Origin of the sequence: Vibrio sp. Vb339 (assembly GCF_902751245.1) — a bacterium.
Classification (GTDB): Bacteria; Pseudomonadota; Gammaproteobacteria; order Enterobacterales; family Vibrionaceae; genus Vibrio; species Vibrio coralliirubri.
This window is the reverse complement of record NZ_CADDIS010000010.1, coordinates 1-20,051: the sequence shown is the minus strand read 5'-3', so window position 1 is coordinate 20,051 and position 20,051 is coordinate 1. Positions and strand designations below refer to the sequence as shown.

Annotated in this window: 37 protein-coding genes; 5 read left to right on the top strand and 32 right to left on the bottom strand. The window is 44.8% G+C overall.

Annotated elements, in window-relative coordinates; genetic code table 11:
- Nucleotides 1-29 precede the first annotated feature (29 nt).
- Genes HRQ85_RS24190 through HRQ85_RS24180 form a run of 3 tightly spaced genes read left to right on the top strand, consistent with a single transcriptional unit; the run spans nucleotide 30 to nucleotide 1,954 of the window.
- On the top strand, nucleotides 30-596 hold the full coding sequence (locus HRQ85_RS24190; RefSeq protein ID WP_004735262.1) for a Crp/Fnr family transcriptional regulator: 567 nt from the start codon (nucleotides 30-32) through the stop codon (nucleotides 594-596).
- Between the two features lie 57 nt (nucleotides 597-653).
- Nucleotides 654-1,106: a GNAT family N-acetyltransferase gene (locus HRQ85_RS24185; RefSeq protein WP_172380796.1), complete on the top strand. Its 453-nt coding sequence runs from the start codon at nucleotides 654-656 to the stop codon at nucleotides 1,104-1,106.
- A complete protein-coding gene (locus HRQ85_RS24180) occupies nucleotides 1,106-1,954 on the top strand; it encodes a DMT family transporter (protein WP_172380795.1) in 849 nt (282 codons plus the stop codon). The genes HRQ85_RS24185 and HRQ85_RS24180 overlap by 1 nt, the downstream gene beginning before the upstream one ends.
- 59 nt (nucleotides 1,955-2,013) lie before the next feature.
- On the opposite strand, the gene HRQ85_RS24175 is transcribed toward HRQ85_RS24180, so the two are convergent.
- The gene (locus tag HRQ85_RS24175) at nucleotides 2,014-2,598 is read right to left on the bottom strand and encodes a LysM-like peptidoglycan-binding domain-containing protein (protein WP_172380794.1); all 585 of its coding nucleotides are present in this window, start codon (nucleotides 2,596-2,598) and stop codon (nucleotides 2,014-2,016) included.
- Between the two features lie 213 nt (nucleotides 2,599-2,811).
- Here HRQ85_RS24175 and HRQ85_RS24170 point away from each other — a divergent pair, with 213 nt between their 5' ends.
- Complete coding sequence (locus HRQ85_RS24170) at nucleotides 2,812-3,432, top strand: FKBP-type peptidyl-prolyl cis-trans isomerase (RefSeq protein ID WP_008220519.1); 621 nt, start codon at nucleotides 2,812-2,814, stop codon at nucleotides 3,430-3,432.
- A gap of 133 nt (nucleotides 3,433-3,565) precedes the next feature.
- Nucleotides 3,566-4,060 carry a DUF2780 domain-containing protein gene (locus HRQ85_RS24165; RefSeq protein WP_050643269.1) on the top strand — a complete coding sequence of 165 codons (495 nt, stop codon included), beginning with the start codon at nucleotides 3,566-3,568 and terminating at the stop codon, nucleotides 4,058-4,060.
- A gap of 313 nt (nucleotides 4,061-4,373) precedes the next feature.
- On the opposite strand, the gene rplQ is transcribed toward HRQ85_RS24165, so the two are convergent.
- From rplQ to HRQ85_RS26510, 31 genes are all read right to left on the bottom strand, one after another.
- Nucleotides 4,374-4,754 carry a 50S ribosomal protein L17 gene (rplQ, locus tag HRQ85_RS24160; protein ID WP_004729812.1) on the bottom strand — a complete coding sequence of 127 codons (381 nt, stop codon included), beginning with the start codon at nucleotides 4,752-4,754 and terminating at the stop codon, nucleotides 4,374-4,376.
- A gap of 24 nt (nucleotides 4,755-4,778) precedes the next feature.
- The gene (locus HRQ85_RS24155) at nucleotides 4,779-5,771 is read right to left on the bottom strand and encodes a DNA-directed RNA polymerase subunit alpha (protein ID WP_004729813.1); all 993 of its coding nucleotides are present in this window, start codon (nucleotides 5,769-5,771) and stop codon (nucleotides 4,779-4,781) included.
- Between the two features lie 22 nt (nucleotides 5,772-5,793).
- Complete coding sequence (rpsD, locus tag HRQ85_RS24150) at nucleotides 5,794-6,414, bottom strand: 30S ribosomal protein S4 (RefSeq protein ID WP_004738777.1); 621 nt, start codon at nucleotides 6,412-6,414, stop codon at nucleotides 5,794-5,796.
- A 31-nt stretch (nucleotides 6,415-6,445) separates the two neighbouring features.
- Nucleotides 6,446-6,835 (bottom strand): 30S ribosomal protein S11, encoded by a 390-nt coding sequence (gene rpsK, locus HRQ85_RS24145; RefSeq protein WP_004738778.1) that lies wholly within the window; start codon nucleotides 6,833-6,835, stop codon nucleotides 6,446-6,448.
- Between the two features lie 19 nt (nucleotides 6,836-6,854).
- Complete coding sequence (gene rpsM, locus HRQ85_RS24140) at nucleotides 6,855-7,211, bottom strand: 30S ribosomal protein S13 (RefSeq protein WP_004738779.1); 357 nt, start codon at nucleotides 7,209-7,211, stop codon at nucleotides 6,855-6,857.
- A 148-nt stretch (nucleotides 7,212-7,359) separates the two neighbouring features.
- Nucleotides 7,360-7,473 (bottom strand): 50S ribosomal protein L36, encoded by a 114-nt coding sequence (gene rpmJ, locus HRQ85_RS24135; RefSeq protein ID WP_000868186.1) that lies wholly within the window; start codon nucleotides 7,471-7,473, stop codon nucleotides 7,360-7,362.
- A gap of 41 nt (nucleotides 7,474-7,514) precedes the next feature.
- Nucleotides 7,515-8,849, bottom strand: coding sequence for a preprotein translocase subunit SecY (gene secY / locus HRQ85_RS24130; protein WP_004738781.1), 1,335 nt, complete (start codon nucleotides 8,847-8,849; stop codon nucleotides 7,515-7,517).
- A 20-nt stretch (nucleotides 8,850-8,869) separates the two neighbouring features.
- A complete protein-coding gene (rplO, locus tag HRQ85_RS24125; protein WP_004736758.1) occupies nucleotides 8,870-9,304 on the bottom strand; it encodes a 50S ribosomal protein L15 in 435 nt (144 codons plus the stop codon).
- A 5-nt stretch (nucleotides 9,305-9,309) separates the two neighbouring features.
- On the bottom strand, nucleotides 9,310-9,486 hold the full coding sequence (rpmD, locus tag HRQ85_RS24120) for a 50S ribosomal protein L30 (RefSeq protein WP_004736756.1): 177 nt from the start codon (nucleotides 9,484-9,486) through the stop codon (nucleotides 9,310-9,312).
- 7 nt (nucleotides 9,487-9,493) lie between these two features.
- The gene (gene rpsE, locus HRQ85_RS24115; protein WP_004736754.1) at nucleotides 9,494-9,994 is read right to left on the bottom strand and encodes a 30S ribosomal protein S5; all 501 of its coding nucleotides are present in this window, start codon (nucleotides 9,992-9,994) and stop codon (nucleotides 9,494-9,496) included.
- Between the two features lie 14 nt (nucleotides 9,995-10,008).
- On the bottom strand, nucleotides 10,009-10,362 hold the full coding sequence (gene rplR, locus HRQ85_RS24110; RefSeq protein WP_048605977.1) for a 50S ribosomal protein L18: 354 nt from the start codon (nucleotides 10,360-10,362) through the stop codon (nucleotides 10,009-10,011).
- Nucleotides 10,363-10,371: 9 nt separating this feature from the next.
- On the bottom strand, nucleotides 10,372-10,905 hold the full coding sequence (rplF, locus tag HRQ85_RS24105; protein WP_017063712.1) for a 50S ribosomal protein L6: 534 nt from the start codon (nucleotides 10,903-10,905) through the stop codon (nucleotides 10,372-10,374).
- Between the two features lie 10 nt (nucleotides 10,906-10,915).
- Entirely contained in the window at nucleotides 10,916-11,308 is a 393-nt protein-coding gene (gene rpsH / locus HRQ85_RS24100) for a 30S ribosomal protein S8 (RefSeq protein WP_017061309.1), read from the bottom strand.
- A gap of 29 nt (nucleotides 11,309-11,337) precedes the next feature.
- Nucleotides 11,338-11,643 (bottom strand): 30S ribosomal protein S14, encoded by a 306-nt coding sequence (gene rpsN, locus HRQ85_RS24095; RefSeq protein ID WP_004738789.1) that lies wholly within the window; start codon nucleotides 11,641-11,643, stop codon nucleotides 11,338-11,340.
- Between the two features lie 16 nt (nucleotides 11,644-11,659).
- Nucleotides 11,660-12,199, bottom strand: coding sequence for a 50S ribosomal protein L5 (gene rplE, locus HRQ85_RS24090; RefSeq protein WP_004738790.1), 540 nt, complete (start codon nucleotides 12,197-12,199; stop codon nucleotides 11,660-11,662).
- A 24-nt stretch (nucleotides 12,200-12,223) separates the two neighbouring features.
- Complete coding sequence (rplX, locus tag HRQ85_RS24085) at nucleotides 12,224-12,541, bottom strand: 50S ribosomal protein L24 (RefSeq protein WP_004738792.1); 318 nt, start codon at nucleotides 12,539-12,541, stop codon at nucleotides 12,224-12,226.
- A gap of 11 nt (nucleotides 12,542-12,552) precedes the next feature.
- On the bottom strand, nucleotides 12,553-12,924 hold the full coding sequence (gene rplN, locus HRQ85_RS24080; RefSeq protein WP_004736740.1) for a 50S ribosomal protein L14: 372 nt from the start codon (nucleotides 12,922-12,924) through the stop codon (nucleotides 12,553-12,555).
- 162 nt (nucleotides 12,925-13,086) lie between these two features.
- Nucleotides 13,087-13,341 (bottom strand): 30S ribosomal protein S17, encoded by a 255-nt coding sequence (gene rpsQ / locus HRQ85_RS24075; RefSeq protein ID WP_004736739.1) that lies wholly within the window; start codon nucleotides 13,339-13,341, stop codon nucleotides 13,087-13,089.
- Nucleotides 13,341-13,532, bottom strand: coding sequence for a 50S ribosomal protein L29 (rpmC, locus tag HRQ85_RS24070; RefSeq protein WP_004736737.1), 192 nt, complete (start codon nucleotides 13,530-13,532; stop codon nucleotides 13,341-13,343). The genes rpsQ and rpmC overlap by 1 nt, the downstream gene beginning before the upstream one ends.
- Complete coding sequence (rplP, locus tag HRQ85_RS24065; protein ID WP_004736736.1) at nucleotides 13,532-13,942, bottom strand: 50S ribosomal protein L16; 411 nt, start codon at nucleotides 13,940-13,942, stop codon at nucleotides 13,532-13,534. The genes rpmC and rplP overlap by 1 nt, the downstream gene beginning before the upstream one ends.
- Nucleotides 13,943-13,953: 11 nt before the next feature.
- Nucleotides 13,954-14,652 carry a 30S ribosomal protein S3 gene (rpsC, locus tag HRQ85_RS24060; RefSeq protein WP_004736734.1) on the bottom strand — a complete coding sequence of 233 codons (699 nt, stop codon included), beginning with the start codon at nucleotides 14,650-14,652 and terminating at the stop codon, nucleotides 13,954-13,956.
- 18 nt (nucleotides 14,653-14,670) lie between these two features.
- Nucleotides 14,671-15,003, bottom strand: a complete 333-nt coding sequence (rplV, locus tag HRQ85_RS24055) for a 50S ribosomal protein L22 (RefSeq protein WP_004736732.1) — start codon at nucleotides 15,001-15,003, stop codon at nucleotides 14,671-14,673.
- A gap of 10 nt (nucleotides 15,004-15,013) precedes the next feature.
- Nucleotides 15,014-15,292 carry a 30S ribosomal protein S19 gene (gene rpsS, locus HRQ85_RS24050; protein WP_004736729.1) on the bottom strand — a complete coding sequence of 93 codons (279 nt, stop codon included), beginning with the start codon at nucleotides 15,290-15,292 and terminating at the stop codon, nucleotides 15,014-15,016.
- 19 nt (nucleotides 15,293-15,311) lie between these two features.
- Nucleotides 15,312-16,136: a 50S ribosomal protein L2 gene (gene rplB, locus HRQ85_RS24045; protein WP_017076297.1), complete on the bottom strand. Its 825-nt coding sequence runs from the start codon at nucleotides 16,134-16,136 to the stop codon at nucleotides 15,312-15,314.
- Nucleotides 16,137-16,150: 14 nt separating this feature from the next.
- The gene (rplW, locus tag HRQ85_RS24040) at nucleotides 16,151-16,453 is read right to left on the bottom strand and encodes a 50S ribosomal protein L23 (protein WP_004736765.1); all 303 of its coding nucleotides are present in this window, start codon (nucleotides 16,451-16,453) and stop codon (nucleotides 16,151-16,153) included.
- On the bottom strand, nucleotides 16,450-17,052 hold the full coding sequence (gene rplD, locus HRQ85_RS24035; protein ID WP_004738803.1) for a 50S ribosomal protein L4: 603 nt from the start codon (nucleotides 17,050-17,052) through the stop codon (nucleotides 16,450-16,452). Before rplD ends, rplW begins: the two co-directional genes overlap by 4 nt.
- A 16-nt stretch (nucleotides 17,053-17,068) precedes the next feature.
- Complete coding sequence (rplC, locus tag HRQ85_RS24030) at nucleotides 17,069-17,698, bottom strand: 50S ribosomal protein L3 (protein WP_004736763.1); 630 nt, start codon at nucleotides 17,696-17,698, stop codon at nucleotides 17,069-17,071.
- A 14-nt stretch (nucleotides 17,699-17,712) separates the two neighbouring features.
- Entirely contained in the window at nucleotides 17,713-18,024 is a 312-nt protein-coding gene (gene rpsJ, locus HRQ85_RS24025; protein ID WP_004736761.1) for a 30S ribosomal protein S10, read from the bottom strand.
- A gap of 424 nt (nucleotides 18,025-18,448) precedes the next feature.
- The gene (gene bfr / locus HRQ85_RS24020; protein ID WP_048605981.1) at nucleotides 18,449-18,931 is read right to left on the bottom strand and encodes a bacterioferritin; all 483 of its coding nucleotides are present in this window, start codon (nucleotides 18,929-18,931) and stop codon (nucleotides 18,449-18,451) included.
- Nucleotides 18,932-19,012: 81 nt separating this feature from the next.
- Nucleotides 19,013-19,201, bottom strand: coding sequence for a (2Fe-2S)-binding protein (locus HRQ85_RS24015; RefSeq protein ID WP_017629804.1), 189 nt, complete (start codon nucleotides 19,199-19,201; stop codon nucleotides 19,013-19,015).
- A gap of 314 nt (nucleotides 19,202-19,515) precedes the next feature.
- The coding region (locus tag HRQ85_RS26510) for an EF-Tu/IF-2/RF-3 family GTPase (protein WP_253918880.1) at nucleotides 19,516-20,051 on the bottom strand (536 nt) is incomplete at its 5' end.

Sequence of the window (20,051 nt, the reverse complement as noted above, 5' to 3'; positions counted from 1 at the left end):
TCGGCACTTATTTGGGTTAGGTTATTTTCATGCACACCTCTTTTATCGAACAACTGCAAAGCTTCGACTTCTCTGAAAGCCAGATTGAATCTCTACTCGCTGTCGCAAAGCCCCTTGAGCTGCCAACCAGACACATCCTGATCAATCAAGGTGAGATGGCGAGTTCAATCTACTTTGTACTTGAAGGCTTGTGCCATGCCTGCTACTTGACCAATGACGGCAAGCAATACAGTAAAGAGTTCTATTGGGAACAAGATTGGATCATCGGCTTTGAGAGTCTGATAAAGAACCAAGCCTCCCCTTACCTATTAGAAACGCTGACACCCATCACCATGTTAGAGCTGCCAATGAATGCGGTTATCGAGTGGCGAGCATCAAATAATCCTTTGTATTTAAAGCTGTTAGAAACACAACTGATGCATAAGGAAAACAAAGAACGCTTCATGCTGCTCTATACACCAGAGCAACGCTATCAGCTGTTCTGCGAGCACTATCCCGACCTTGAGCAGCGCTTGAACGACAATCAAATTGCAGCCTACCTAGGAATAACCGCAATCAGCCTGAGCAGAATTAAAGGTCGAATTAACAATAGTTAATGCCAACAATCATCGCGCATAGTACATTCAGAGTATCGACAATCTCTGGATGTAAACATGATCACTTGGCGCTCAATTCCGTTTTCTGAACTCTCAACACAACAGCTTTATCAACTACTTAAATTAAGAGTCGATGTATTTGTGGTGGAGCAAACTTGTCCTTATCCAGAACTCGACGGTAAAGATACATTCGCAGGTGTTGAGCACCTGCTTGGCTATTCTGATGAAGAGTTGGTAGCGTGTGCACGTTTATTACCACCAGGTACCTCTTACGACAACACCAGCATCGGCCGAGTCGCAACCAAGCAATCAGCAAGAGGTGATGGCTTGGGGCATCAATTAATCAAAGAAGCACTAACACGCTGCGAGGCTCTTTGGCCAAATACGGCCATTGATATTGGCGCGCAGCAACACCTAGAAAACTTCTATGCGAGCCACGGCTTCAACACCATCTCGGATATGTACCTCGAAGATGACATTCCTCATATAGACATGAGATTAGAAAAATAATGACGAATATCACTGCCGGTATTCTACTGTTGGTTGCAGGTAACTTGTTTGCCTCGCTTTCCGACGTAGCGGTAAAGCTGTTAAATGGCGAAGTACCGCCCTTACAGTATATTTTTTTCCGACAGTTGATATCTCTGCTCATCATCACCCCTTTGTGGCTACAGCAGAAAAAAGAACAACGGCGCTTACAGCAGGCTAAGGTAACCTTCATTCGAGGTCAGTTAATTCTGATCGGCAGTGGATGCATGGTGGTCGCGATCACTCACTTGTCTTTGGCAACCGCCAACGCAGTATTTTATGTCGCGCCTTTACTGATGTTGCCGCTCTCAATGTTGCTATTGAAAGAGCAACCGGCACTCGGCAAGGTTATCGCCACAACCATAGGTTTTATTGGTGCATTGATTGTCTTGAGACCATCACAATTTCATTGGGCAGCACTGTTTGCTTTGGGGACAGCACTCACTCTCGCACTATTTAATGTACTCGTAAGAAAGCTTCCTAGTGAGCAAACGGTGGTCACTACGCTGTGGTGGACAACCCTCTTCTCTATCCCAGCCTCGTTAATACTGTGCTTATTGTATTGGCAACCGGTGTCTTTAGAACATCTTGGATACATAGCATTGAGTGCGACGCTCATACTGAGTTACAACGGGCTTGCCGTGGCGGCCTACCAAAAAGCGCATTCAAGCCAGATTGCTCTCGCTGAATATTCAGGATTGGTGTTTGTCGCGCTAATAGGTGCAATATGGTTCGATGAGATTCCGGATACATTAACCTTTATCGGAATCATGCTTATCATCTTGCCACTCGCCCCTTTCAAGCGACCAAAAAAAAGAGCTAATGTTTAGCTCTTTTCTTTCGTTTATCTGTGTCTAGTGAAGCGCTTTAACTCAGGCTTACTGTTCATCTACTTACTGCGACCAAAGCCACCATCGGATAAGCGGAAGAACATCACCGAAGTATCGCCTTTCTCTAGCTGAAGAATGTCCAACTGCCCAGTTTCAGCAAGTTTGAAACGAACCAGTTGGCCTTTACGAATCTGACTGAGTGGCTTATCTGCACCTTCAATACGCACTAACGCATTCAAGTCAGACAAAGGTAAGTCGTTGTTTCGAAAAACCTGCGCTAACGTGTCCCCTTGCTTAACAAGGTACTCCTGCCAATTTTTGTTACTCGATTCTGATGAACTGCTCTTGGCATTTTGCTGTTCACTTAAGCCGACTGTGTTTATTTCAAGCTCAACGCGCGATGTTGTTGGAGCTGTGTCTACTTTAGGTTCTGGTAGCGGCACAAAAAGTAATATCAGTACGATCGGAGAAATCACCATCAACAGTCTTTGGTGTAACTTCGGCAATGAGCCCCAAGTTTGCGCTGTCGAGGTTTTCAATTTCTTCACATCGATCGAACTCAATTTCTCTTTGACCTTATTCAGTCGATCCTTGAATTCTGCTAAGTGGTCAACTTTCTGTTTTTTCTTTTGACGACGATTCATACCACTGCGTCCTATACATTGAATAACTACAGTATAAAAACCAAAGTACCAACAGTATAGATCTTTCCGTCACAACAAGGCCCAAAGCGAGAAAATTGACATGGCTGTGATTTGGGCACGGTAAAGCGCAAGTGATCAGGGACTAGCCGTTTCTTCACGCTGCTAATACTGGTATTCTTACCCTTTTCGTACTGACAAAAAGAGTGACTTTTCATGTCTGAAGTAAAATTTGAAACTGTAGAGCAAAAAGCTAGCTACGGTATCGGTCTACAAATGGGCCAACAACTTGCTGGTTCTGGTCTTGAAGGCCTAAACGTTGACGCAATCGCTGCTGGTATCGCAACAGCTCTAGTTGGCGACATGCCAGCTATCGAAGTTGACGAAATCAACAACGCACTACAAGAGCTACACACTCGTGGTGAAGCTGCACGTCAAGAACTAGCTAAAGCTGCTGCTGCTGACGGCGAAGCTTTCCTAGCTGACAACGCTCTTCGTTCAGAAGTAACGGTTCTTGAGTCTGGTCTTCAGTACGAAGTACTAACTGAAGGTACTGGCGAAATCCCAACTGCAGACAAGCAAGTACGTGTTCACTACCACGGCGAACTAACTGACGGTACTGTTTTCGACAGCTCTGTATCTCGCGGTCAACCTGCTGAATTCCCAGTAACTGGCGTAATTCAAGGTTGGGTACAAGCTCTACAAATGATGCCTGTTGGCTCTAAGTGGAAGCTATACATCCCTCAAGATCTAGCATACGGTGAGCGTGGCGCAGGTGCTGCAATCCCACCATTTGCTGCTCTAGTATTTGAAGTTGAACTTCTAGCTATTCTTTAATTTTTATAAAAACCTTTAGTAAAAAAAATACTATAGGCAAATAAAATTGAAATAATCCAACGGCGATGTGACTACATCGCCGTTTTTCGTTTATAGTGAAAGAGTAAATTACTTTATTACTTAAGGACGAATAATGAAGAAAGTACTCATCACAGTTTTAAGCAGCCTTGCTGTTGTCTCTTGCGCTAGCACGAGCGACTCTGAACAAACCAGTTCATCATCAGATACCAACTATTCCCAACTATCACAAACTGCACTAATGGCCGCAGTGAATATGTGGTCTCAGCAGAACGAAACAACACCGCTTGTGGATACGGTAGCTGACCAAGCTTCTGTTACCAGCGACCAAGCAGTTGGCGGTATTGGTTCAATGTTAGCCCTTGCACAAAACTCACTTGGCACAGCCGACAACAAAGAACTCGCGACACTTATTCCGGGTATGTCGAGCCTTGAGTCTACGGGTCTATCATCGCTATTAAGCTCACAAGGTGCCGTTGAAAGTGCATTTTCTGGATTAGGTATGGATCCATCAATGGTTACAACATTTGCGCCAATCATTCTTCAAGCACTGCAGTCACAAGGTGCAACGAGCGGCCTGATGGATTCGCTTGCAGCTGTTTGGCAATAGCGTTAGTTATTAATAGCTAGCTAAAAATCTGATAAGGGCACTTCGGTGCTCTTTTTTGTGCGTGGAAGAAAAGATATTTGAGATACGAGATACGAGATACGAGATACGAGATACGAGATACGAGATACGAGATACGAGATACGAGATACGAGATACGAGATACGAGATACGAGATATTTTTGAAAAATGGCGCAGACAAGACAAGCAAAAAGTGCCAAACATCATGGTGCAATTTCTATTATCTTATCCTTGTTCTACAGACACAAAAAAGCCGAGCTAATGCTCGGCTTTTGTATTAAGAATCTAGTATAGATTACTCAGCAGCTTCTTCAGCAGCTGGGCGGTCTACAAGCTCAATGTAAGCCATTGGAGCTTTATCACCAGTACGGAAACCACATTTAAGAATGCGAGTGTAACCACCTTGGCGAGCCGCGAAACGCGGGCCTAGTTCATTAAATAGTTTTGCCACAACTTCGTTATCACGAGTGCGAGCAAATGCAAGACGACGGTTAGCAACACTGTCTGTCTTAGCTAGGGTAATCAATGGCTCAATTACGCGACGTAGTTCTTTTGCTTTAGGCACGGTAGTTTTAATAACTTCGTGACGAACAAGAGAGCTAGCCATGTTGCTGAACATCGCTTTGCGATGACTGCTGTTGCGGTTGAGTTGACGACCACTTTTACGATGGCGCATGACCTAATCCTTCTAACTTTTCGATTAATCTTCAGCGATTGACGCTGGTGGCCAGTTTTCTAGACGCATGCCTAGAGAAAGACCACGTGAAGCAAGCACATCTTTAATCTCTGTAAGAGATTTCTTACCAAGGTTTGGCGTTTTAAGTAGCTCAACCTCAGTGCGCTGTACAAGATCACCGATGTAGTGAATCGCTTCTGCTTTCAAACAGTTAGCAGAGCGAACTGTTAGTTCAAGATCGTCTACAGGACGTAGTAGGATAGGATCGAATTCTGGCTTCTCTTCCTTCTCCTCAGGTACACGTACATCACGAAGATCTACGAACGCATCCAGTTGTTCAGCTAAAATAGTAGCTGCACGACGGATTGCTTCCTCAGGTTCTAGAGTACCGTTCGTTTCCATATCGATAACAAGCTTGTCTAAATCAGTACGTTGTTCTACACGTGCCGCTTCTACAGCGTAAGCGATTTTATCAACCGGGCTGTAAGTAGCGTCAACTAGTAGACGACCGATAGGACGCTCATCTTCTTCAGTATGGATACGAGCTGAAGCTGGAACGTAACCACGACCACGTTCTACTTTGATACGCATAGCGATCTCAGCGTTGTCATCCGTTAGGTGACAAATTACGTGCTCAGGGTTAGCGATCTCTACATCACCATCGTGGGTGATGTCACCTGCAACAACAGGGCCTGAGCCTGATTTGTTCAGTGTAATAAACACTTCATCTTTGCCTTCAGCAACGCGTACAGCCAAACCTTTAAGGTTTAGAAGGATTTCCAGGATATCTTCCTGAACGCCTTCTTTAGTGCTGTATTCGTGTAGCACACCTTCAATTTCAACTTCTGTTACGGCACAACCCGGCATAGAAGATAGAAGAATGCGGCGAAGAGCATTACCTAGAGTGTGGCCGAAACCGCGCTCTAATGGCTCAAGAGTTACTTTCGCGTGTGTCGTATTGATCTGTTCAATGTCAACAAGACGCGGCTTAAGAAATTCTGTTACAGAACCCTGCATTGTGTCCTCTCTTTTTTTAACCTTACTTAGAGTAAAGTTCGACGATCAAGTGTTCATTGATGTCAGCTGATAGGTCAGAACGCTCAGGCATACGCTTGAATGTACCTTCCATTTTGCCAGCATCTACTTCAATCCAAGTTGGCTTTTCACGTTGTTCAGCAACTTCTAGAGCCGCTTTAATACGAGATTGCTGTTTAGCTTTCTCGCGGATAGAAACAACGTCGTTTGCCGCTACTTTGAAAGAAGGAACGTTTACAACTTTACCGTTAACTAGAATAGACTTGTGGCTAACTAGTTGACGAGATTCAGCACGAGTAGCGCCAAAGCCCATACGGTAAACTACGTTATCAAGACGACCTTCAAGAAGCTGAAGCAGGTTTGCACCTGTGTTGCCTTTAAGACGTGCAGCTTCTTTGTAGTAGTTGCGGAATTGTTTTTCTAGAACGCCGTAGATACGACGAACTTTTTGCTTCTCACGAAGCTGAACGCCATACTCAGATAGACGACCGCGACGAGCGCCGTGTACACCTGGTGCGTTATCAATTTTACACTTGGTATCGATCGCACGGACACCAGACTTAAGGAATAAGTCAGTACCTTCGCGACGGCTAAGCTTCAGCTTAGGACCCAAATATCTTGCCATGATCTTTCTCCAATATTCCTAGAAACGAAACTTAAACGCGACGTTTCTTAGGTGGACGACAACCGTTATGAGGGATTGGTGTCGCATCAACAATGTTAGTGATACGGAAACCAGCAGCGTTCAGTGCACGAACAGTAGATTCGCGACCTGGACCTGGACCCTTAACCATAACTTCCAAGTTCTTTAGGCCATATTCTTTAGCCATTTCACCACAACGCTCAGCTGCAACTTGTGCTGCGAACGGAGTAGATTTACGAGAACCACGGAAACCTGAACCACCTGCTGTAGCCCATGCAAGAGCGTTGCCTTGACGGTCAGTGATAGTTACGATTGTGTTGTTGAAAGAAGCATGAATGTGCGCTACGCCATCAGCTACTTGCTTGCGTACGCGCTTACGCGCGCGAGTTGGTTGTTTTGCCATTGTACTCTACCTTATCCGACTATTTCTTGATCGGCTTGCGCGGACCCTTACGGGTGCGAGCGTTGGTTTTAGTACGCTGTCCACGTAGTGGTAGACTGCGACGATGACGAAGACCGCGGTAACAGCCAAGGTCCATAAGACGCTTGATGTTCATCGATACTTCACGACGTAGATCACCTTCTACAGTGTACTTAGCTACACCATCACGCAGTTGATCGATCTGCTCTTCAGTTAGTTCACTGATCTTAGCATCTTCAGCAATACCCACTTCAGCTAGAATAGCTTGAGAGCGAGTTTTACCGATACCGTAGATTGCAGTAAGTGCAATTACAGAATGCTTATGATCAGGAATGTTAATGCCGGCTATACGGGCCATTATTCACTCCTAAGGGGTTCATAAAAGAATTATCCGCAGCAAAGCCCGTTATGGATACGCTGCGGCATACTACTTCTTTTGCACGCAAAAGGTAGGCCGAGGAATATACTCGACTCTACCTTGTATTTCAAGTAAAAATTTCTGCTAATTAGCCTTGGCGTTGCTTATGCTTTGGCTCACTGCAAATCACGCGAACGACACCGTTACGCTTGATAACTTTACAGTTACGGCAGATTTTTTTAACGGAAGCACGAACTTTCATTGCTAAACTCCGTAAATGGAATCGAAATTGTTACCACCGAATTAACGGCCGTAACCCTTCAGATTCGCTTTCTTTAACACAGAATCATACTGTTGTGACATCAGATGAGTCTGTACCTGTGCCATGAAATCCATGATAACTACCACTACGATTAGTAGTGATGTGCCGCCAAAGTAGAAACGAACGTTCCACGCGACCATCATGAACTCAGGAATCAGACATATAAAAGTAATGTATAGAGCGCCCGCAAGGGTTAGTCTAGTCATCACTTTATCGATATATTTCGCTGTCTGCTCACCTGGGCGGATACCGGGTACGAATGCACCAGACTTCTTCAAGTTATCAGCTGTTTCACGTGGGTTAAACACCAACGCTGTATAGAAGAAACAGAAGAAGATTATAGCTGCTGCATAAAGCATTACATACAAAGGTTGACCTGGGCTAAGAGCTAATGACACGTCAGTTAACCAACCGAACGCGCTGCTTTCACCATTTTGACCAAACCACTGCGCTAATGTTCCTGGGAACAAAATAATACTTGATGCGAAAATCGCTGGAATAACACCTGCCATATTAATCTTAAGAGGCAAGTGCGAGCTTTGTGCTGCAAAAACTTTACGACCTTGTTGACGTTTCGCATAGTTAACGACGATACGACGTTGACCACGTTCCATGAAAACTACGAAGTAAATAACAGCAAAAGACAATACAGCAATCAACAGCAGAAGAAGCACATGCAATTCACCTTGACGCGCTTGCTCGATTGTTTGACCGATTGCAGAAGGCAATCCAGCAACAATACCTGCAAAAATCAGAATGGAAATACCATTACCGATTCCTCGCTCAGTGATTTGTTCACCTAACCACATTAAGAACATGGTACCAGTTACTAAACTCACGGTAGCAATAAGCGTAAACATGGTTTGGTTGATAACAACCAGATTGTCGACCATGTTTGGTAAGCCTGTTGCGATACCAATAGCTTGGAATGTTGCAAGTACAAGCGTGCCGTAGCGTGTATATTGGCTTATCTTACGACGGCCTGCTTCACCCTCTTTCTTGAGTTCCGCTAACGCTGGATGAACTACAGTTAGCAATTGGACTACGATCGATGCCGAAATGTACGGCATGATACCCAATGCTAATATAGATGCACGCTCAAGAGCACCACCGGAGAACATGTTAAACATTTCTACGATGGTACCTTTTTGCTGATCGAACAAATCGGCAAGTACAGCTGCGTCAATACCAGGGATCGGCACAAAAGAGCCGGCTCGGAATACTAAAAGTGCACCAATTACGAATAATAAGCGCGACTTTAGTTCACTTAAGCCGCTCTGAGCACTACGAAAATCTTGTCCTGGTTTCTTAGCCATCTGTACCTCGTTCCTCGAGATTATTCCTCGATTTTACCGCCTGCAGCTTCGATTGCAGCTTTAGCGCCTTTAGTCACGCGTAGACCTTTAACAGTCACAGCTTTGCTTAGGTCACCAGAAAGAACGATCTTAACAAACTCGATGTTCTTAGTGATAACGTTAGCAGCTTTAAGGCTGTTAAGATCAACTACGTCACCTGTTACTTTCGCTAGCTCAGCTAGACGAACTTCAGCAGACACTAGACTCTTACGAGAAGTGAAACCGAATTTAGGTAAACGTTGTTTTAGAGGCATTTGACCGCCTTCAAAACCTGGACGAACAGAGCCGCCAGAACGTGACTTTTGACCTTTGTGACCGCGGCCACCTGTTTTACCAAGGCCAGAACCGATACCACGACCTACACGCTTCTTAGAAGGTTTAGAGCCAGCAGCCGGTGATAGAGTATTCAAACGCATTCTGATTACTCCTCAATCTTAACCATGTAGTAAACCTTGTTGATCATACCGCGTACGCACGGTGTATCTTCAAGTTCTACTGTATGGTTGATGCGACGAAGACCTAGACCTTTAAGACACGCTTTGTGCTTAGGTAGGCGACCAATTGAGCTTTTAGTTTGAGTTACTTTAATAGTTGCCATCGTGTGCTTACTCCGAAATAGATTCAACAGTTAGACCACGTTTAGCAGCAACCATTTCTGGTGACTTAACGTCTACTAGAGCACCAATCGTTGCGCGAACAACGTTGATAGGGTTCGTTGAACCGTATGCTTTAGAAAGTACGTTATGTACGCCTGCAACTTCAAGTACGGCACGCATTGCACCACCGGCAATAACACCTGTACCTTCAGCAGCTGGCTGCATGTAAACTTTAGAGCCCGAATGACGACCTTTCACCGGGTGGTGAAGAGTGCCTTCGTTAAGCGCAACAGTAACCATGTTACGACGCGCTTTTTCCATTGCTTTTTGAATCGCAGCAGGTACTTCACGAGCTTTGCCGTAACCGAAACCTACACGACCATTACCGTCACCAACTACTGTTAGTGCAGTGAAGCTCATGATTCGACCACCTTTAACCGTCTTAGATACACGGTTAACTGCGATCAGCTTTTCTTGCAAATCATTAGCTTGTTGTTGTTCTTTAGCCATCTTCCAACCCTACCTTAGAATTTCAGACCAGCTTCGCGAGCAGAATCTGCTAGCGCCGCTACTCGACCGTGGTATTGGAAACCAGAACGATCGAATGCAACTGAAGCTACGCCTTTTTCAAGAGCGCGCTCAGCAACAGCTTTACCAACTGCTTTAGCTGCATCAACGTTACCAGTGTTCTTAACTTGCTCACGGATCGCTTTTTCTACAGTAGAAGCAGCTGCGATAACCTCAGAGCCGTTTGCCGCGATAACTTGTGCGTAAACATGGCGAGGAGTACGGTGTACTACCAGGCGAGTTGCACCAAGTTCTGCAATCTTACGACGTGCACGTGTAGCACGACGGATGCGAGATGCTTTCTTATCCATAGTGATACCTTACTTCTTCTTAGCTTCTTTAGTACGCACATTTTCATCTGCGTAACGAACACCTTTGCCTTTGTAAGGCTCAGGAGCACGGTAAGAACGAATGTCAGCCGCAACTTGACCTACTACTTGCTTATCGCAACCAGTAATGATGATCTCAGTTTGGCTAGGGCACTCAGCTTTAATACCTTCAGGTAGAGCGTGCTCTACTGGGTGAGAAAAACCAAGAGTTAGAGCTACAGAGTTGCCTTTCATAGCAGCACGGTAACCAACACCCTTAAGAGTTAGCTTCTTAGTGAAGCCCTCAGTAACACCCACAACCATGTTATTAACTAGAGCGCGAGCTGTACCAGCTTGTGCCCATGCGTTAGTAACACCTTCTTTCGGACCGAAAGTTAGGTTGGTTTCTTCCTGTGCAATAACTACGGCGCTGTTAAGAACGCGAGTAAGCTCACCTTTGCTACCTTTTACAGTAACTTCTTGGCCGTTTAGTTTCACCTCTACGCCAGCTGGAATAGCGACAGGTGCTTTAGCAACACGAGACATAATCTACTCCTTAAGCTACGTAACAGATGATTTCACCGCCAAGACCTGCTTTACGAGCAGCACGGTCAGACATCAGACCCTTGGAAGTAGAAACAACTGCAATACCAAGACCACCCATCACTGTAGGTAAAGAGTCTTTATTTTTATAAACTCTTAGACCAGGACGTGATACACGCTTGATTTGCTCGATTACAGGTTTAGCTTGGAAGTACTTAAGAGTAACTTCTAGCTCAGGTTTTGCTTCGCTGTTAACAGCGAAGTCTACGATGTAACCTTCAGCTTTAAGTAATGCAGCAATTGCAACTTTAAGCTTTGAAGAAGGCATTTTTACAGCAACTTTGTTTGCTGCCTGACCGTTACGAACTCGGGTCAGCATATCCGAAATCGGATCTTGCATGCTCATAAGATTTACTCCAAATGATTAAGTGGCAATTACCAGCTAGCCTTACGAAGACCCGGAATCTCGCCTTTCATGCAAGCTTCACGAACCTTAATGCGGCTTAGACCGAATTTACGTAGGTAACCGTGTGGACGACCAGTTTGGTTGCAACGGTTGCGCTGACGTGATGCACTTGAATCACGTGGAAGAGATTGCAGTTTAAGAACCGCATTCCAACGATCTTCTTCAGATGCGTTTACATCGCTAATGATAACTTTTAGCGCAGAACGCTTTTCAGCGAACTTAGCTACTAGTTTTGCACGTTTAGCTTCACGTGCTTTCATTGATTGTTTAGCCATAACAGTAACCCTACCCTTACTTACGGAATGGGAAGTTAAAGGCAGCCAGCAGAGCTCGGCCTTCCTCATCGGAACCCGCAGAAGTCGTGATAGTGATATCAAGACCGCGGACACGATCGACTTTATCGTAGTCGATTTCCGGAAAGATGATTTGCTCGCGAACGCCCATGCTGTAGTTACCGCGACCGTCAAAAGACTTAGCGCTAACACCACGGAAATCACGTACACGTGGAAGTGCGATAGAGATTAAACGCTCTAAAAATTCCCACATGCGCTCACCACGCAAGGTTACTTTACAACCAATTGGGTAGCCTTCACGAATTTTGAAACCAGCTACAGATTTACGCGCTTTAGTGATAAGTGGCTTTTGACCAGAGATCGTTGCCATATCAGCTGCTGCGTTTTCTAGCAGTTTCTTATCGTTGATTGCTTCACCAACGCCCATGTTTAGGGTGATTTTCTCAATCCTAGGGACTTGCATGACGCTTGTGTAGCTGAACTCTTTGGTAAGCTCAGCGACTACAGACGACTTGTAGTAATCATGCAGTTTCGCCATAGTAGAACTCCAAATTACTTCTAATTAGTTAGAAACAGTTTCGCCGTTAGATTTGAAGAAACGAACTTTCTTGCCATCTTCGATACGGAAACCGATACGGTCTGCTTTACCAGTAGCCGCGTTAAAAACAGCAACGTTAGAAGCATCAATAGCTGCTTCTTGTTCAACGATGCCACCTTGTTGACCTAGAGCCGGAACCGGCTTTTGGTGTTTCTTAACAAGGTTGATGCCTTCAACGATAACTTTACCAGTTGTCAGAACCTTAGTTACTTTACCTTTCTTGCCTTTATCTTTACCAGCAAGAATGATTACTTCGTCATTACGACGGATTTTAGCTGCCATATTGCCGCTCCTTACAGAACTTCAGGTGCTAGTGATACAATCTTCATGAATTTCGCGTTACGAAGTTCACGAGTCACAGGACCAAAGATACGTGTGCCGACTGGTTGCTCAGTAGTGTCATTTAACAATACACAAGCATTACTGTCGAAGCGAATGACAGAACCGTCTGGGCGACGAACGCCTTTACGGGTGCGCACTACTACCGCCTTCAGAACATCACCTTTCTTTACTTTACCGCGAGGAATCGCTTCCTTCACTGTAACCTTGATGACGTCACCGATATGTGCATAACGGCGGTGAGAGCCACCCAGAACCTTAATACACATTACCTTGCGCGCGCCAGAGTTATCTGCTGCGTCAAGTGTACTTTGCATCTGGATCATTGTTAGTGCTCCGCTAAATATTAAAACTAGACCCTCTCGGGTCGGGCTGCCTCTTTAAAAGGGACGCGAATTGTACCACCCTTTTTTTAAATTGGGTAGACAAAAAACAAGCGGCTCCAAAAAATTATTTGGAGCCGCTTATAAGTTATAGAATTACAAAGATTAAATCTTCGCTTTTTCTAGAACTTTAACCAATGTCCAAGACTTAGTCTTAGACAGAGGACGACACTCAGCGATTTCAACTTTGTCGCCTAGGCCACAAGTGTTGTCTTCGTCGTGTGCGTGTACTTTAGTCGTGCGTTTGATGAACTTACCGTAAATTGGGTGTTTTACAGTGCGCTCAATAGCAACAACGATAGACTTGTCCATCTTGTCACTTACTACACGGCCTTGCTGGATGCGGTTAGTTTCGCTCATTATGCGCCTGCCTTTTCAGTCAAAACAGTTTTCACACGTGCGATGTCACGGCGTACAGCTTTTAGAGTATGAGTTTGCTGTAGTTGACCAGTTGCAGCTTGCATGCGCAAGTTGAACTGTTCACGTAGCAAATTCAATAGCTCAGCGTTAAGCTCTTCAACGTTCTTTTCGCGTAGATCTTGTGCTTTCATCACATCACCTGCTTAGTTACAAAAGTAGTTTTAACAGGCAGTTTACGTGCCGCTAGGCGGAACGCTTCACGTGCCAACTCTTCAGGTACGCCATTCATCTCGTACATAACTTTGCCTGGTTGGATTTGAGCAACCCAGTACGCAACTGAACCTTTACCTTTACCTTGACGAACTTCAAGAGGCTTTTCAGTAATCGGCTTGTCTGGGAATACACGGATCCAGATTTGACCTTGACGCTTAATGTGACGTGTCATAGCACGACGTGCCGCTTCGATTTGACGTGCAGTCAGACGACCACGGCCAACAGCTTTAAGACCGAATTCGCCGAAGCTTACTTCAGTACCTTTAGCTAGACCACGGTTACGACCAGTCATAACCTTGCGGAACTTAGTACGTTTTGGTTGTAGCATCGTTCGACTCCTTACTTACGGCCTTTACGCTGCTTCTTAGGCTTATCGCCTTTTGGCTCTACTGCGTTAGCAGCTGGCATACCGCCTAGAATCTCACCTTTGAAGATCCAAACTTTAATGCCGATCACACCGTATTGAGTGTGAGCCGAAGAAGTTGCGTAATCAATGTCTGCACGTAGAGTGTGTAGAGGCACACGGCCTTCACGGTACCACTCAGAACGTGCGATTTCAGCACCGCCAAGACGGCCGCCTACTTGTACTTTGATGCCTTTAGCGCCTAGACGCATAGCATTTTGTACCGCACGCTTCATTGCACGACGGAACATAACACGACGCTCTAGTTGAGACGCGATGCTATCAGCTACAAGCTGACCATCTAGCTCAGGCTTACGTACTTCAGCGATGTTAATTTGCGCTGGTACACCTGCGATTTTAGCTACAGCTGCGCGTAGCTTCTCTACGTCTTCACCTTTCTTACCGATAACAACGCCAGGACGAGCAGTGTGAATAGTCACACGGATGCTCTTAGCTGGACGCTCGATAACGATACGAGATAATGATGCTTTTTGTAGTTCCTTTGTAAGGAACTGACGTACCTTGAAGTCGCCGTCTAGGTTGTCAGCGAATTCGTTGGTATTAGCAAACCATGTAGCATTCCAAGGCTTAACGATGCCAAGACGAATACCATTAGGATGTACTTTCTGACCCATTGCTTACTCTCCTAGTCTTTAGCGATCTGCTACAACAATAGTGATGTGGCTTGAACGCTTCAAGATACGATCCGCACGACCTTTAGCACGAGGCATAATACGCTTCATGATAGGGCCCTCATCTACGAAGATTTTAGCGACATTTAGATCGTCGATATCTGCACCTTCGTTATGTTCCGCGTTAGCGATAGCTGACTCAAGAACCTTCTTAACTAATACAGCAGCTTTTTTGTTGCTGAAAGTTAGAATTTCTAGAGCTTGGTCTACCGACTTACCGCGAATTTGGTCTGCAACTAAGCGAGCTTTCTGTGGAGAAATACGAGCAAAGTTATGTTTAGCTAAAGCTTCCATCATCTACTCCTTATTTCTTCTTAGCTTTCTTATCTGCAGCATGACCGCGATAAGTACGAGTTGGTGCAAATTCGCCCAGTTTGTGACCGATCATTTCTTCGGTAACGAAAACTGGAACGTGCTGACGACCATTATGGACAGCGATGGTCAAACCAATCATTGTTGGGATGATCATTGAGCGACGGGACCAAGTCTTAATAGGCTTTTTGTCTCCGCTTTCCACCGCTTTCTCTACCTTCTTCAGCAAGTGTAGGTCAATAAAAGGACCTTTCTTGAGAGAACGTGGCATGGCGATTCCTCTTTATAAATTATTTAGTGCGACGACGTACGATGTACTTGTCAGTGCGCTTGTTCTTACGAGTCTTGAAGCCCTTAGTAGGAACGCCCCAAGGAGAAACTGGGTGACGACCACCAGATGTGCGGCCTTCACCACCACCATGTGGGTGATCCACCGGGTTCATTACTACACCACGTACGGTTGGACGTACGCCGCGCCAGCGTGAAGCACCAGCTTTACCAAGTTCACGTAGCATATGCTCAGAGTTACCAACTTCACCGATCGTTGCACGACCTTCAGAAAGAACTTTGCGCATCTCACCAGAACGTAGACGGATAGTTACGTATGCACCATCGCGAGCGATGATTTGAGCATAAGCACCAGCCGAACGAGCTAGTTGAGCACCTTTACCAGGCTTAAGTTCAACACAGTGTACAGTAGAACCTACTGGGATGTTGCGCATCGGCAGAGTGTTACCTGCTTTGATTGCAGCATCTACGCCAGATTGAATCTGGTCGCCTGCGTTAACACCTTTAGGTGCAATGATGTAACGACGCTCACCGTCTGCGTACAGAACTAGAGCGATGTTAGCACTACGGTTTGGATCGTATTCTAGACGCTCAACTTTCGCTGGGATGCCATCTTTAGTACGTTTGAAGTCAATCAGACGGTAATGGTGCTTATGACCACCACCGATGTGACGTACTGTAATACGACCGTTGTTGTTACGACCACCGTTCTTAGAGTTTTTCTCTAGAAGTGGTGCGTATGGCTTACCCTTGTGTAGGTCAGCGTTAACAACTTTAACGACGTGACGACGACCAGGGGAAGTCGGCTTACATTTAACAATAGCCATTTTTACTACTCCTGTTATTCCGCGCCGCCAACGAAGTCAAGATCTTGACCTTCTTTCAAAGTAACGTAGGCTTTCTTAACGTCTGAACGACGGCCTTCACGCATACCTTGACGTTTGGTCTTACCCTTTAATACAAGAGTATTTACAGACTTAACTTCAACTTCAAATAGCTTTTCTACAGCTGCTTTGATCTCTTTCTTAGTTGCATCTTTAGCTACTTTGAAAACGATAGTGTTCGCTTTCTCAGCTGCCATAGTTGCTTTTTCAGAGATGTGCGGAGCACGTAGAACTTTTAAGATACGCTCTTCAGTGATCATGCTAGCATCTCCTCAACTTGCTTAACTGCGTCAGCAGTCATTAGAACCTTGTCGAAAGCGATTAGTGATACTGGATCAACACCAGCAACATCACGTGCATCTACTTTGTATAGGTTACGAGCAGCTAAGAATAGATTTTCATCTACTTCGCCAGTCACAATCAGAACGTCGCTTAGCTCAAGCTCTTTAAGCTTAGCTACAAGTTCTTTTGTTTTTGGTGCTTCTACAGAGAAGTTATCAACAACGATTAAACGCTCTTGACGAACTAGCTCAGAAAGAATGCTCTTCATAGCACCGCGGTACATTTTTTTGTTTACTTTTTGGCTGTGATCTTGTGGTTTCGCAGCAAAAGTAACACCACCTGTACGCCAGATTGGGCTACGAATTGTACCAGCACGTGCGCGGCCAGTACCTTTTTGACGCCATGGCTTAGCGCCACCGCCAGATACTTCAGAACGAGTCTTTTGAGCACGAGTACCTTGACGAGCACCTGCTGCATATGCAACAACTACTTGGTGTACAAGAGCTTCGTTGAAGTCACGTCCGAAAGTAGTCTCGGAAACAGTTAGTGCATCAGCACCTTTAACCATCAATTCCATTACTTACTCCTAGACGTTATGCTTTAACAGCAGGTTTTACGATCACGTTTCCGCCTGTTGAGCCCGGTACTGCACCTTTAATAAGGAGTAGATTGCGCTCAGCGTCAACACGTACGATCTCTAGGTTTTGAGTCGTTACACGCTCAGCACCCATGTGACCTGCCATTTTCTTGCCTTTAAACACGCGGCCTGGAGTTTGACATTGGCCAATTGAACCCGGTGCGCGGTGAGACAAAGAGTTACCGTGAGTCATATCTTGAGTAGAGAAGTTCCAACGCTTGATAGCGCCTTGGAAGCCTTTACCTTTAGATGTACCAGTAACGTCTACTTTTTTAATTTCGTTGAAAAGTTCTACGTTTAGCTCAGCGCCAACTTCAAACTCTTCGCCGTTTTCTAAACGGAATTCCCAAAGACCGCGACCTGCTTCTACACCCGCTTTCGCGAAGTGACCAGCTTCAGGTTTAGTTACACGGTTAGCTTTCTTAGCACCAGTAGTTACTTGGATTGCTGCGTAGCCATCAGTCTCAAGAGTTTTAACTTGAGAAATACGGTTCGCTTCAACCTCAACAACAGTTACTGGGATAGAAACGCCTTCTTCAGTAAATACGCGGGTCATACCCACTTTACGTCCGACTAGACCAATCATTATTCTTATCTCCCTTAACCTAGGCTGATTTGAACATCAACGCCAGCTGCAAGATCAAGACGCATTAGAGCATCAACAGTTTTATCTGTTGGCTCAACGATGTCGATCAAACGCTTGTGAGTACGAATTTCGTACTGGTCACGTGCATCTTTGTTGACGTGTGGAGAGGTAAGAACAGTGAAACGCTCTTTACGAGTAGGTAGTGGAATAGGACCACGAACCTGTGCGCCAGTACGTTTTGCTGTTTCAACGATTTCCGCAGTTGAAGCATCGATTAGCTTGTAATCAAACGCTTTAAGGCGGATACGAATACGTTGGTTCTGCATGAGACAGAGCTCCAATTATTAAAAATTACACAAACAATATCGCCACTCAAACCCGATAAAACGAGAGAATGCCGATTGATTTATGTGAAACCGTAGCATCCAAAATTAGGACGCATTGTCAGTTAACTTTTGAAGCAAACAAGAAGTTTACTATTTTTATTAACCGCGAACATAAGCTGAGTATACATTACTAGGTAAGACCTACTCCTCAGTGCTCATTGGTTCACAACCAGCGTTAGCCAGTGCGATGCATTATACAGATCACACTTTAAGTTGCAAGCGGTGTTTGAAAAATAAACGCAGAATCTATTTACGGGGATAACTGGGGAGTTTGTATTGTACGGTAGTGCCCTACCGCTGGAAATTGAAAGCAAGGTAACAGCTCGGTTAAGCCTCAGCTGTTACCTCTTTTATTTATGGTATTTTAACCGTCATCTTCATCCACATATTGAGCTTGTAGATAATTTTGGATCCCAGTCATTTTGATTAAACCAAGTTGAGTTTCTAACCAATCGACGTGATCTTCCTCATCTTCTAAGATGTCTTGAAATAGATCTCGCGATACATAGTCGTGAATATCTTCTGCGTACGCGATGGCATTTTTCAAATCAGGTATAGCTTCCATCTCAAGAGATAAATCACACTGAAGCATCTCTTCAGTATCTTCACCAATTTTCAACTTACCCAAATCTTGAAGGTTTGGGAGGCCTTCTAAAAATAGTATGCGTTCAATTAAATGGTCAGCATGTTTCATTTCGTCGATAGATTCGTGGTATTCCTTATCGGCCAGATGCTTTAAACCCCAATCTTTGTACATGCGAGCATGCAAGAAGTATTGGTTTATCGCGACGAGTTCGTTACCAAGAATTTTATTGAGATGTTGAATGATGATTGGATCGCCTTTCATGACATTGCCCTCCTCTTTGGCTCTTCTAACTGTAGAACCAAATCGAGAAGTGTCAAAAAAGCTAATGCCCTTTGGGCAAAACTAGCTTGCCTGTTTGAACAGGTCTTTCGCAGTATCGTTAATGACTTCTTTTGCTGAACGTACACACTTGCCGCATTGACTGCCAAGTGCTGTACATTTTTTAATTCCTTTGATGTCAGTAATGCCCTCTTCTATCACGAGCTTGCGGATTTTTTTATCCGAAACCCCATGGCATAAACAAATGTACATACTAAAACCTAAACCTTTAACTTAGGCTTAAATATAAAAAGGAATCATTCTTATTACCAGTTATATTTACTGTTTGGTTATATCGATTGGTTATAGTGTTTTGCGAGTAATTAGAAAAATTGGCTGTGAAGGTTGTATAACGGAAATGCGTGATCAAAGTGGGTCAGTAAATAACTGTATTTAAATTGGAATATAGTTAACTGTTATAAAGTGCGATGAATTTCCCTTATAACCAAAATAAAAAAGGGAAGCCGAAGCTCCCCTTTTCAGATGCGTGCTCTTCTAATGAAGAGTGTGCAAAAATCTAAATGCTATTAAGCGAAGATTTTAGCTACAACACCAGCACCAACTGTACGGCCACCTTCGCGGATTGCGAAACGTAGACCTTCGTCCATTGCGATTGGAGCGATTAGCTCAACAGTCATTTGAACGTTGTCACCTGGCATTACCATTTCTACGCCTTCTGGTAGAGTGATGTCGCCTGTTACGTCAGTTGTACGGAAGTAGAACTGTGGACGGTAACCTTTGAAGAAAGGAGTGTGACGGCCGCCTTCGTCTTTAGAAAGTACGTATACTTCAGACTCAAACTTAGTGTGTGGGTTGATAGAACCTTTCGCAGAAAGTACTTGACCACGTTCAACGTCATCACGCTTAGTACCACGTAGAAGTGCACCAACGTTCTCACCTGCACGACCTTCGTCAAGCAGTTTACGGAACATTTCAACACCAGTACAAGTAGTAAGAGTAGTCTCTTTGATACCAACGATTTCTACTTCGTCACCTACACGTAGGATCTGTCTCTTATACACATTGACGCTGCCGACGAATAGAGAGGTGTAGATCTCGGTGG

What these genes read in the sequence shown, in the direction of transcription:
- HRQ85_RS24190 (WP_004735262.1), top strand. Translation starts at nt 30, where the DNA reads ATGCACACCTCTTTTATCGAACAACTGCAAAGCTTCGACTTCTCTGAA.
- HRQ85_RS24185 (WP_172380796.1), top strand. Translation starts at nt 654, where the DNA reads ATGATCACTTGGCGCTCAATTCCGTTTTCTGAACTCTCAACACAACAG.
- HRQ85_RS24180 (WP_172380795.1), top strand. Translation starts at nt 1,106, where the DNA reads ATGACGAATATCACTGCCGGTATTCTACTGTTGGTTGCAGGTAACTTG.
- HRQ85_RS24175 (WP_172380794.1), bottom strand. Translation starts at nt 2,598, where the DNA reads ATGAATCGTCGTCAAAAGAAAAAACAGAAAGTTGACCACTTAGCAGAA.
- HRQ85_RS24170 (WP_008220519.1), top strand. Translation starts at nt 2,812, where the DNA reads ATGTCTGAAGTAAAATTTGAAACTGTAGAGCAAAAAGCTAGCTACGGT.
- HRQ85_RS24165 (WP_050643269.1), top strand. Translation starts at nt 3,566, where the DNA reads ATGAAGAAAGTACTCATCACAGTTTTAAGCAGCCTTGCTGTTGTCTCT.
- rplQ (WP_004729812.1), bottom strand. Translation starts at nt 4,754, where the DNA reads ATGCGCCATCGTAAAAGTGGTCGTCAACTCAACCGCAACAGCAGTCAT.
- HRQ85_RS24155 (WP_004729813.1), bottom strand. Translation starts at nt 5,771, where the DNA reads ATGCAGGGTTCTGTAACAGAATTTCTTAAGCCGCGTCTTGTTGACATT.
- rpsD (WP_004738777.1), bottom strand. Translation starts at nt 6,414, where the DNA reads ATGGCAAGATATTTGGGTCCTAAGCTGAAGCTTAGCCGTCGCGAAGGT.
- rpsK (WP_004738778.1), bottom strand. Translation starts at nt 6,835, where the DNA reads ATGGCAAAACAACCAACTCGCGCGCGTAAGCGCGTACGCAAGCAAGTA.
- rpsM (WP_004738779.1), bottom strand. Translation starts at nt 7,211, where the DNA reads ATGGCCCGTATAGCCGGCATTAACATTCCTGATCATAAGCATTCTGTA.
- rpmJ (WP_000868186.1), bottom strand. Translation starts at nt 7,473, where the DNA reads ATGAAAGTTCGTGCTTCCGTTAAAAAAATCTGCCGTAACTGTAAAGTT.
- secY (WP_004738781.1), bottom strand. Translation starts at nt 8,849, where the DNA reads ATGGCTAAGAAACCAGGACAAGATTTTCGTAGTGCTCAGAGCGGCTTA.
- rplO (WP_004736758.1), bottom strand. Translation starts at nt 9,304, where the DNA reads ATGCGTTTGAATACTCTATCACCGGCTGCTGGCTCTAAACCTTCTAAG.
- rpmD (WP_004736756.1), bottom strand. Translation starts at nt 9,486, where the DNA reads ATGGCAACTATTAAAGTAACTCAAACTAAAAGCTCAATTGGTCGCCTA.
- rpsE (WP_004736754.1), bottom strand. Translation starts at nt 9,994, where the DNA reads ATGGCTAAAGAACAACAACAAGCTAATGATTTGCAAGAAAAGCTGATC.
- rplR (WP_048605977.1), bottom strand. Translation starts at nt 10,362, where the DNA reads ATGGATAAGAAAGCATCTCGCATCCGTCGTGCTACACGTGCACGTCGT.
- rplF (WP_017063712.1), bottom strand. Translation starts at nt 10,905, where the DNA reads ATGTCTCGTGTTGCTAAAGCACCTGTCGCTATTCCAGCTGGCGTAGAG.
- rpsH (WP_017061309.1), bottom strand. Translation starts at nt 11,308, where the DNA reads ATGAGCATGCAAGATCCGATTTCGGATATGCTGACCCGAGTTCGTAAC.
- rpsN (WP_004738789.1), bottom strand. Translation starts at nt 11,643, where the DNA reads ATGGCTAAACAATCAATGAAAGCACGTGAAGCTAAACGTGCAAAACTA.
- rplE (WP_004738790.1), bottom strand. Translation starts at nt 12,199, where the DNA reads ATGGCGAAACTGCATGATTACTACAAGTCGTCTGTAGTCGCTGAGCTT.
- rplX (WP_004738792.1), bottom strand. Translation starts at nt 12,541, where the DNA reads ATGGCAGCTAAAATCCGTCGTAATGACGAAGTAATCATTCTTGCTGGT.
- rplN (WP_004736740.1), bottom strand. Translation starts at nt 12,924, where the DNA reads ATGATCCAGATGCAAAGTACACTTGACGCAGCAGATAACTCTGGCGCG.
- rpsQ (WP_004736739.1), bottom strand. Translation starts at nt 13,341, where the DNA reads ATGAGCGAAACTAACCGCATCCAGCAAGGCCGTGTAGTAAGTGACAAG.
- rpmC (WP_004736737.1), bottom strand. Translation starts at nt 13,532, where the DNA reads ATGAAAGCACAAGATCTACGCGAAAAGAACGTTGAAGAGCTTAACGCT.
- rplP (WP_004736736.1), bottom strand. Translation starts at nt 13,942, where the DNA reads ATGCTACAACCAAAACGTACTAAGTTCCGCAAGGTTATGACTGGTCGT.
- rpsC (WP_004736734.1), bottom strand. Translation starts at nt 14,652, where the DNA reads ATGGGTCAGAAAGTACATCCTAATGGTATTCGTCTTGGCATCGTTAAG.
- rplV (WP_004736732.1), bottom strand. Translation starts at nt 15,003, where the DNA reads ATGGAAGCTTTAGCTAAACATAACTTTGCTCGTATTTCTCCACAGAAA.
- rpsS (WP_004736729.1), bottom strand. Translation starts at nt 15,292, where the DNA reads ATGCCACGTTCTCTCAAGAAAGGTCCTTTTATTGACCTACACTTGCTG.
- rplB (WP_017076297.1), bottom strand. Translation starts at nt 16,136, where the DNA reads ATGGCTATTGTTAAATGTAAGCCGACTTCCCCTGGTCGTCGTCACGTC.
- rplW (WP_004736765.1), bottom strand. Translation starts at nt 16,453, where the DNA reads ATGATCACTGAAGAGCGTATCTTAAAAGTTCTACGTGCTCCGCACATC.
- rplD (WP_004738803.1), bottom strand. Translation starts at nt 17,052, where the DNA reads ATGGAATTGATGGTTAAAGGTGCTGATGCACTAACTGTTTCCGAGACT.
- rplC (WP_004736763.1), bottom strand. Translation starts at nt 17,698, where the DNA reads ATGATTGGTCTAGTCGGACGTAAAGTGGGTATGACCCGCGTATTTACT.
- rpsJ (WP_004736761.1), bottom strand. Translation starts at nt 18,024, where the DNA reads ATGCAGAACCAACGTATTCGTATCCGCCTTAAAGCGTTTGATTACAAG.
- bfr (WP_048605981.1), bottom strand. Translation starts at nt 18,931, where the DNA reads ATGAAAGGCGATCCAATCATCATTCAACATCTCAATAAAATTCTTGGT.
- HRQ85_RS24015 (WP_017629804.1), bottom strand. Translation starts at nt 19,201, where the DNA reads ATGTACATTTGTTTATGCCATGGGGTTTCGGATAAAAAAATCCGCAAG.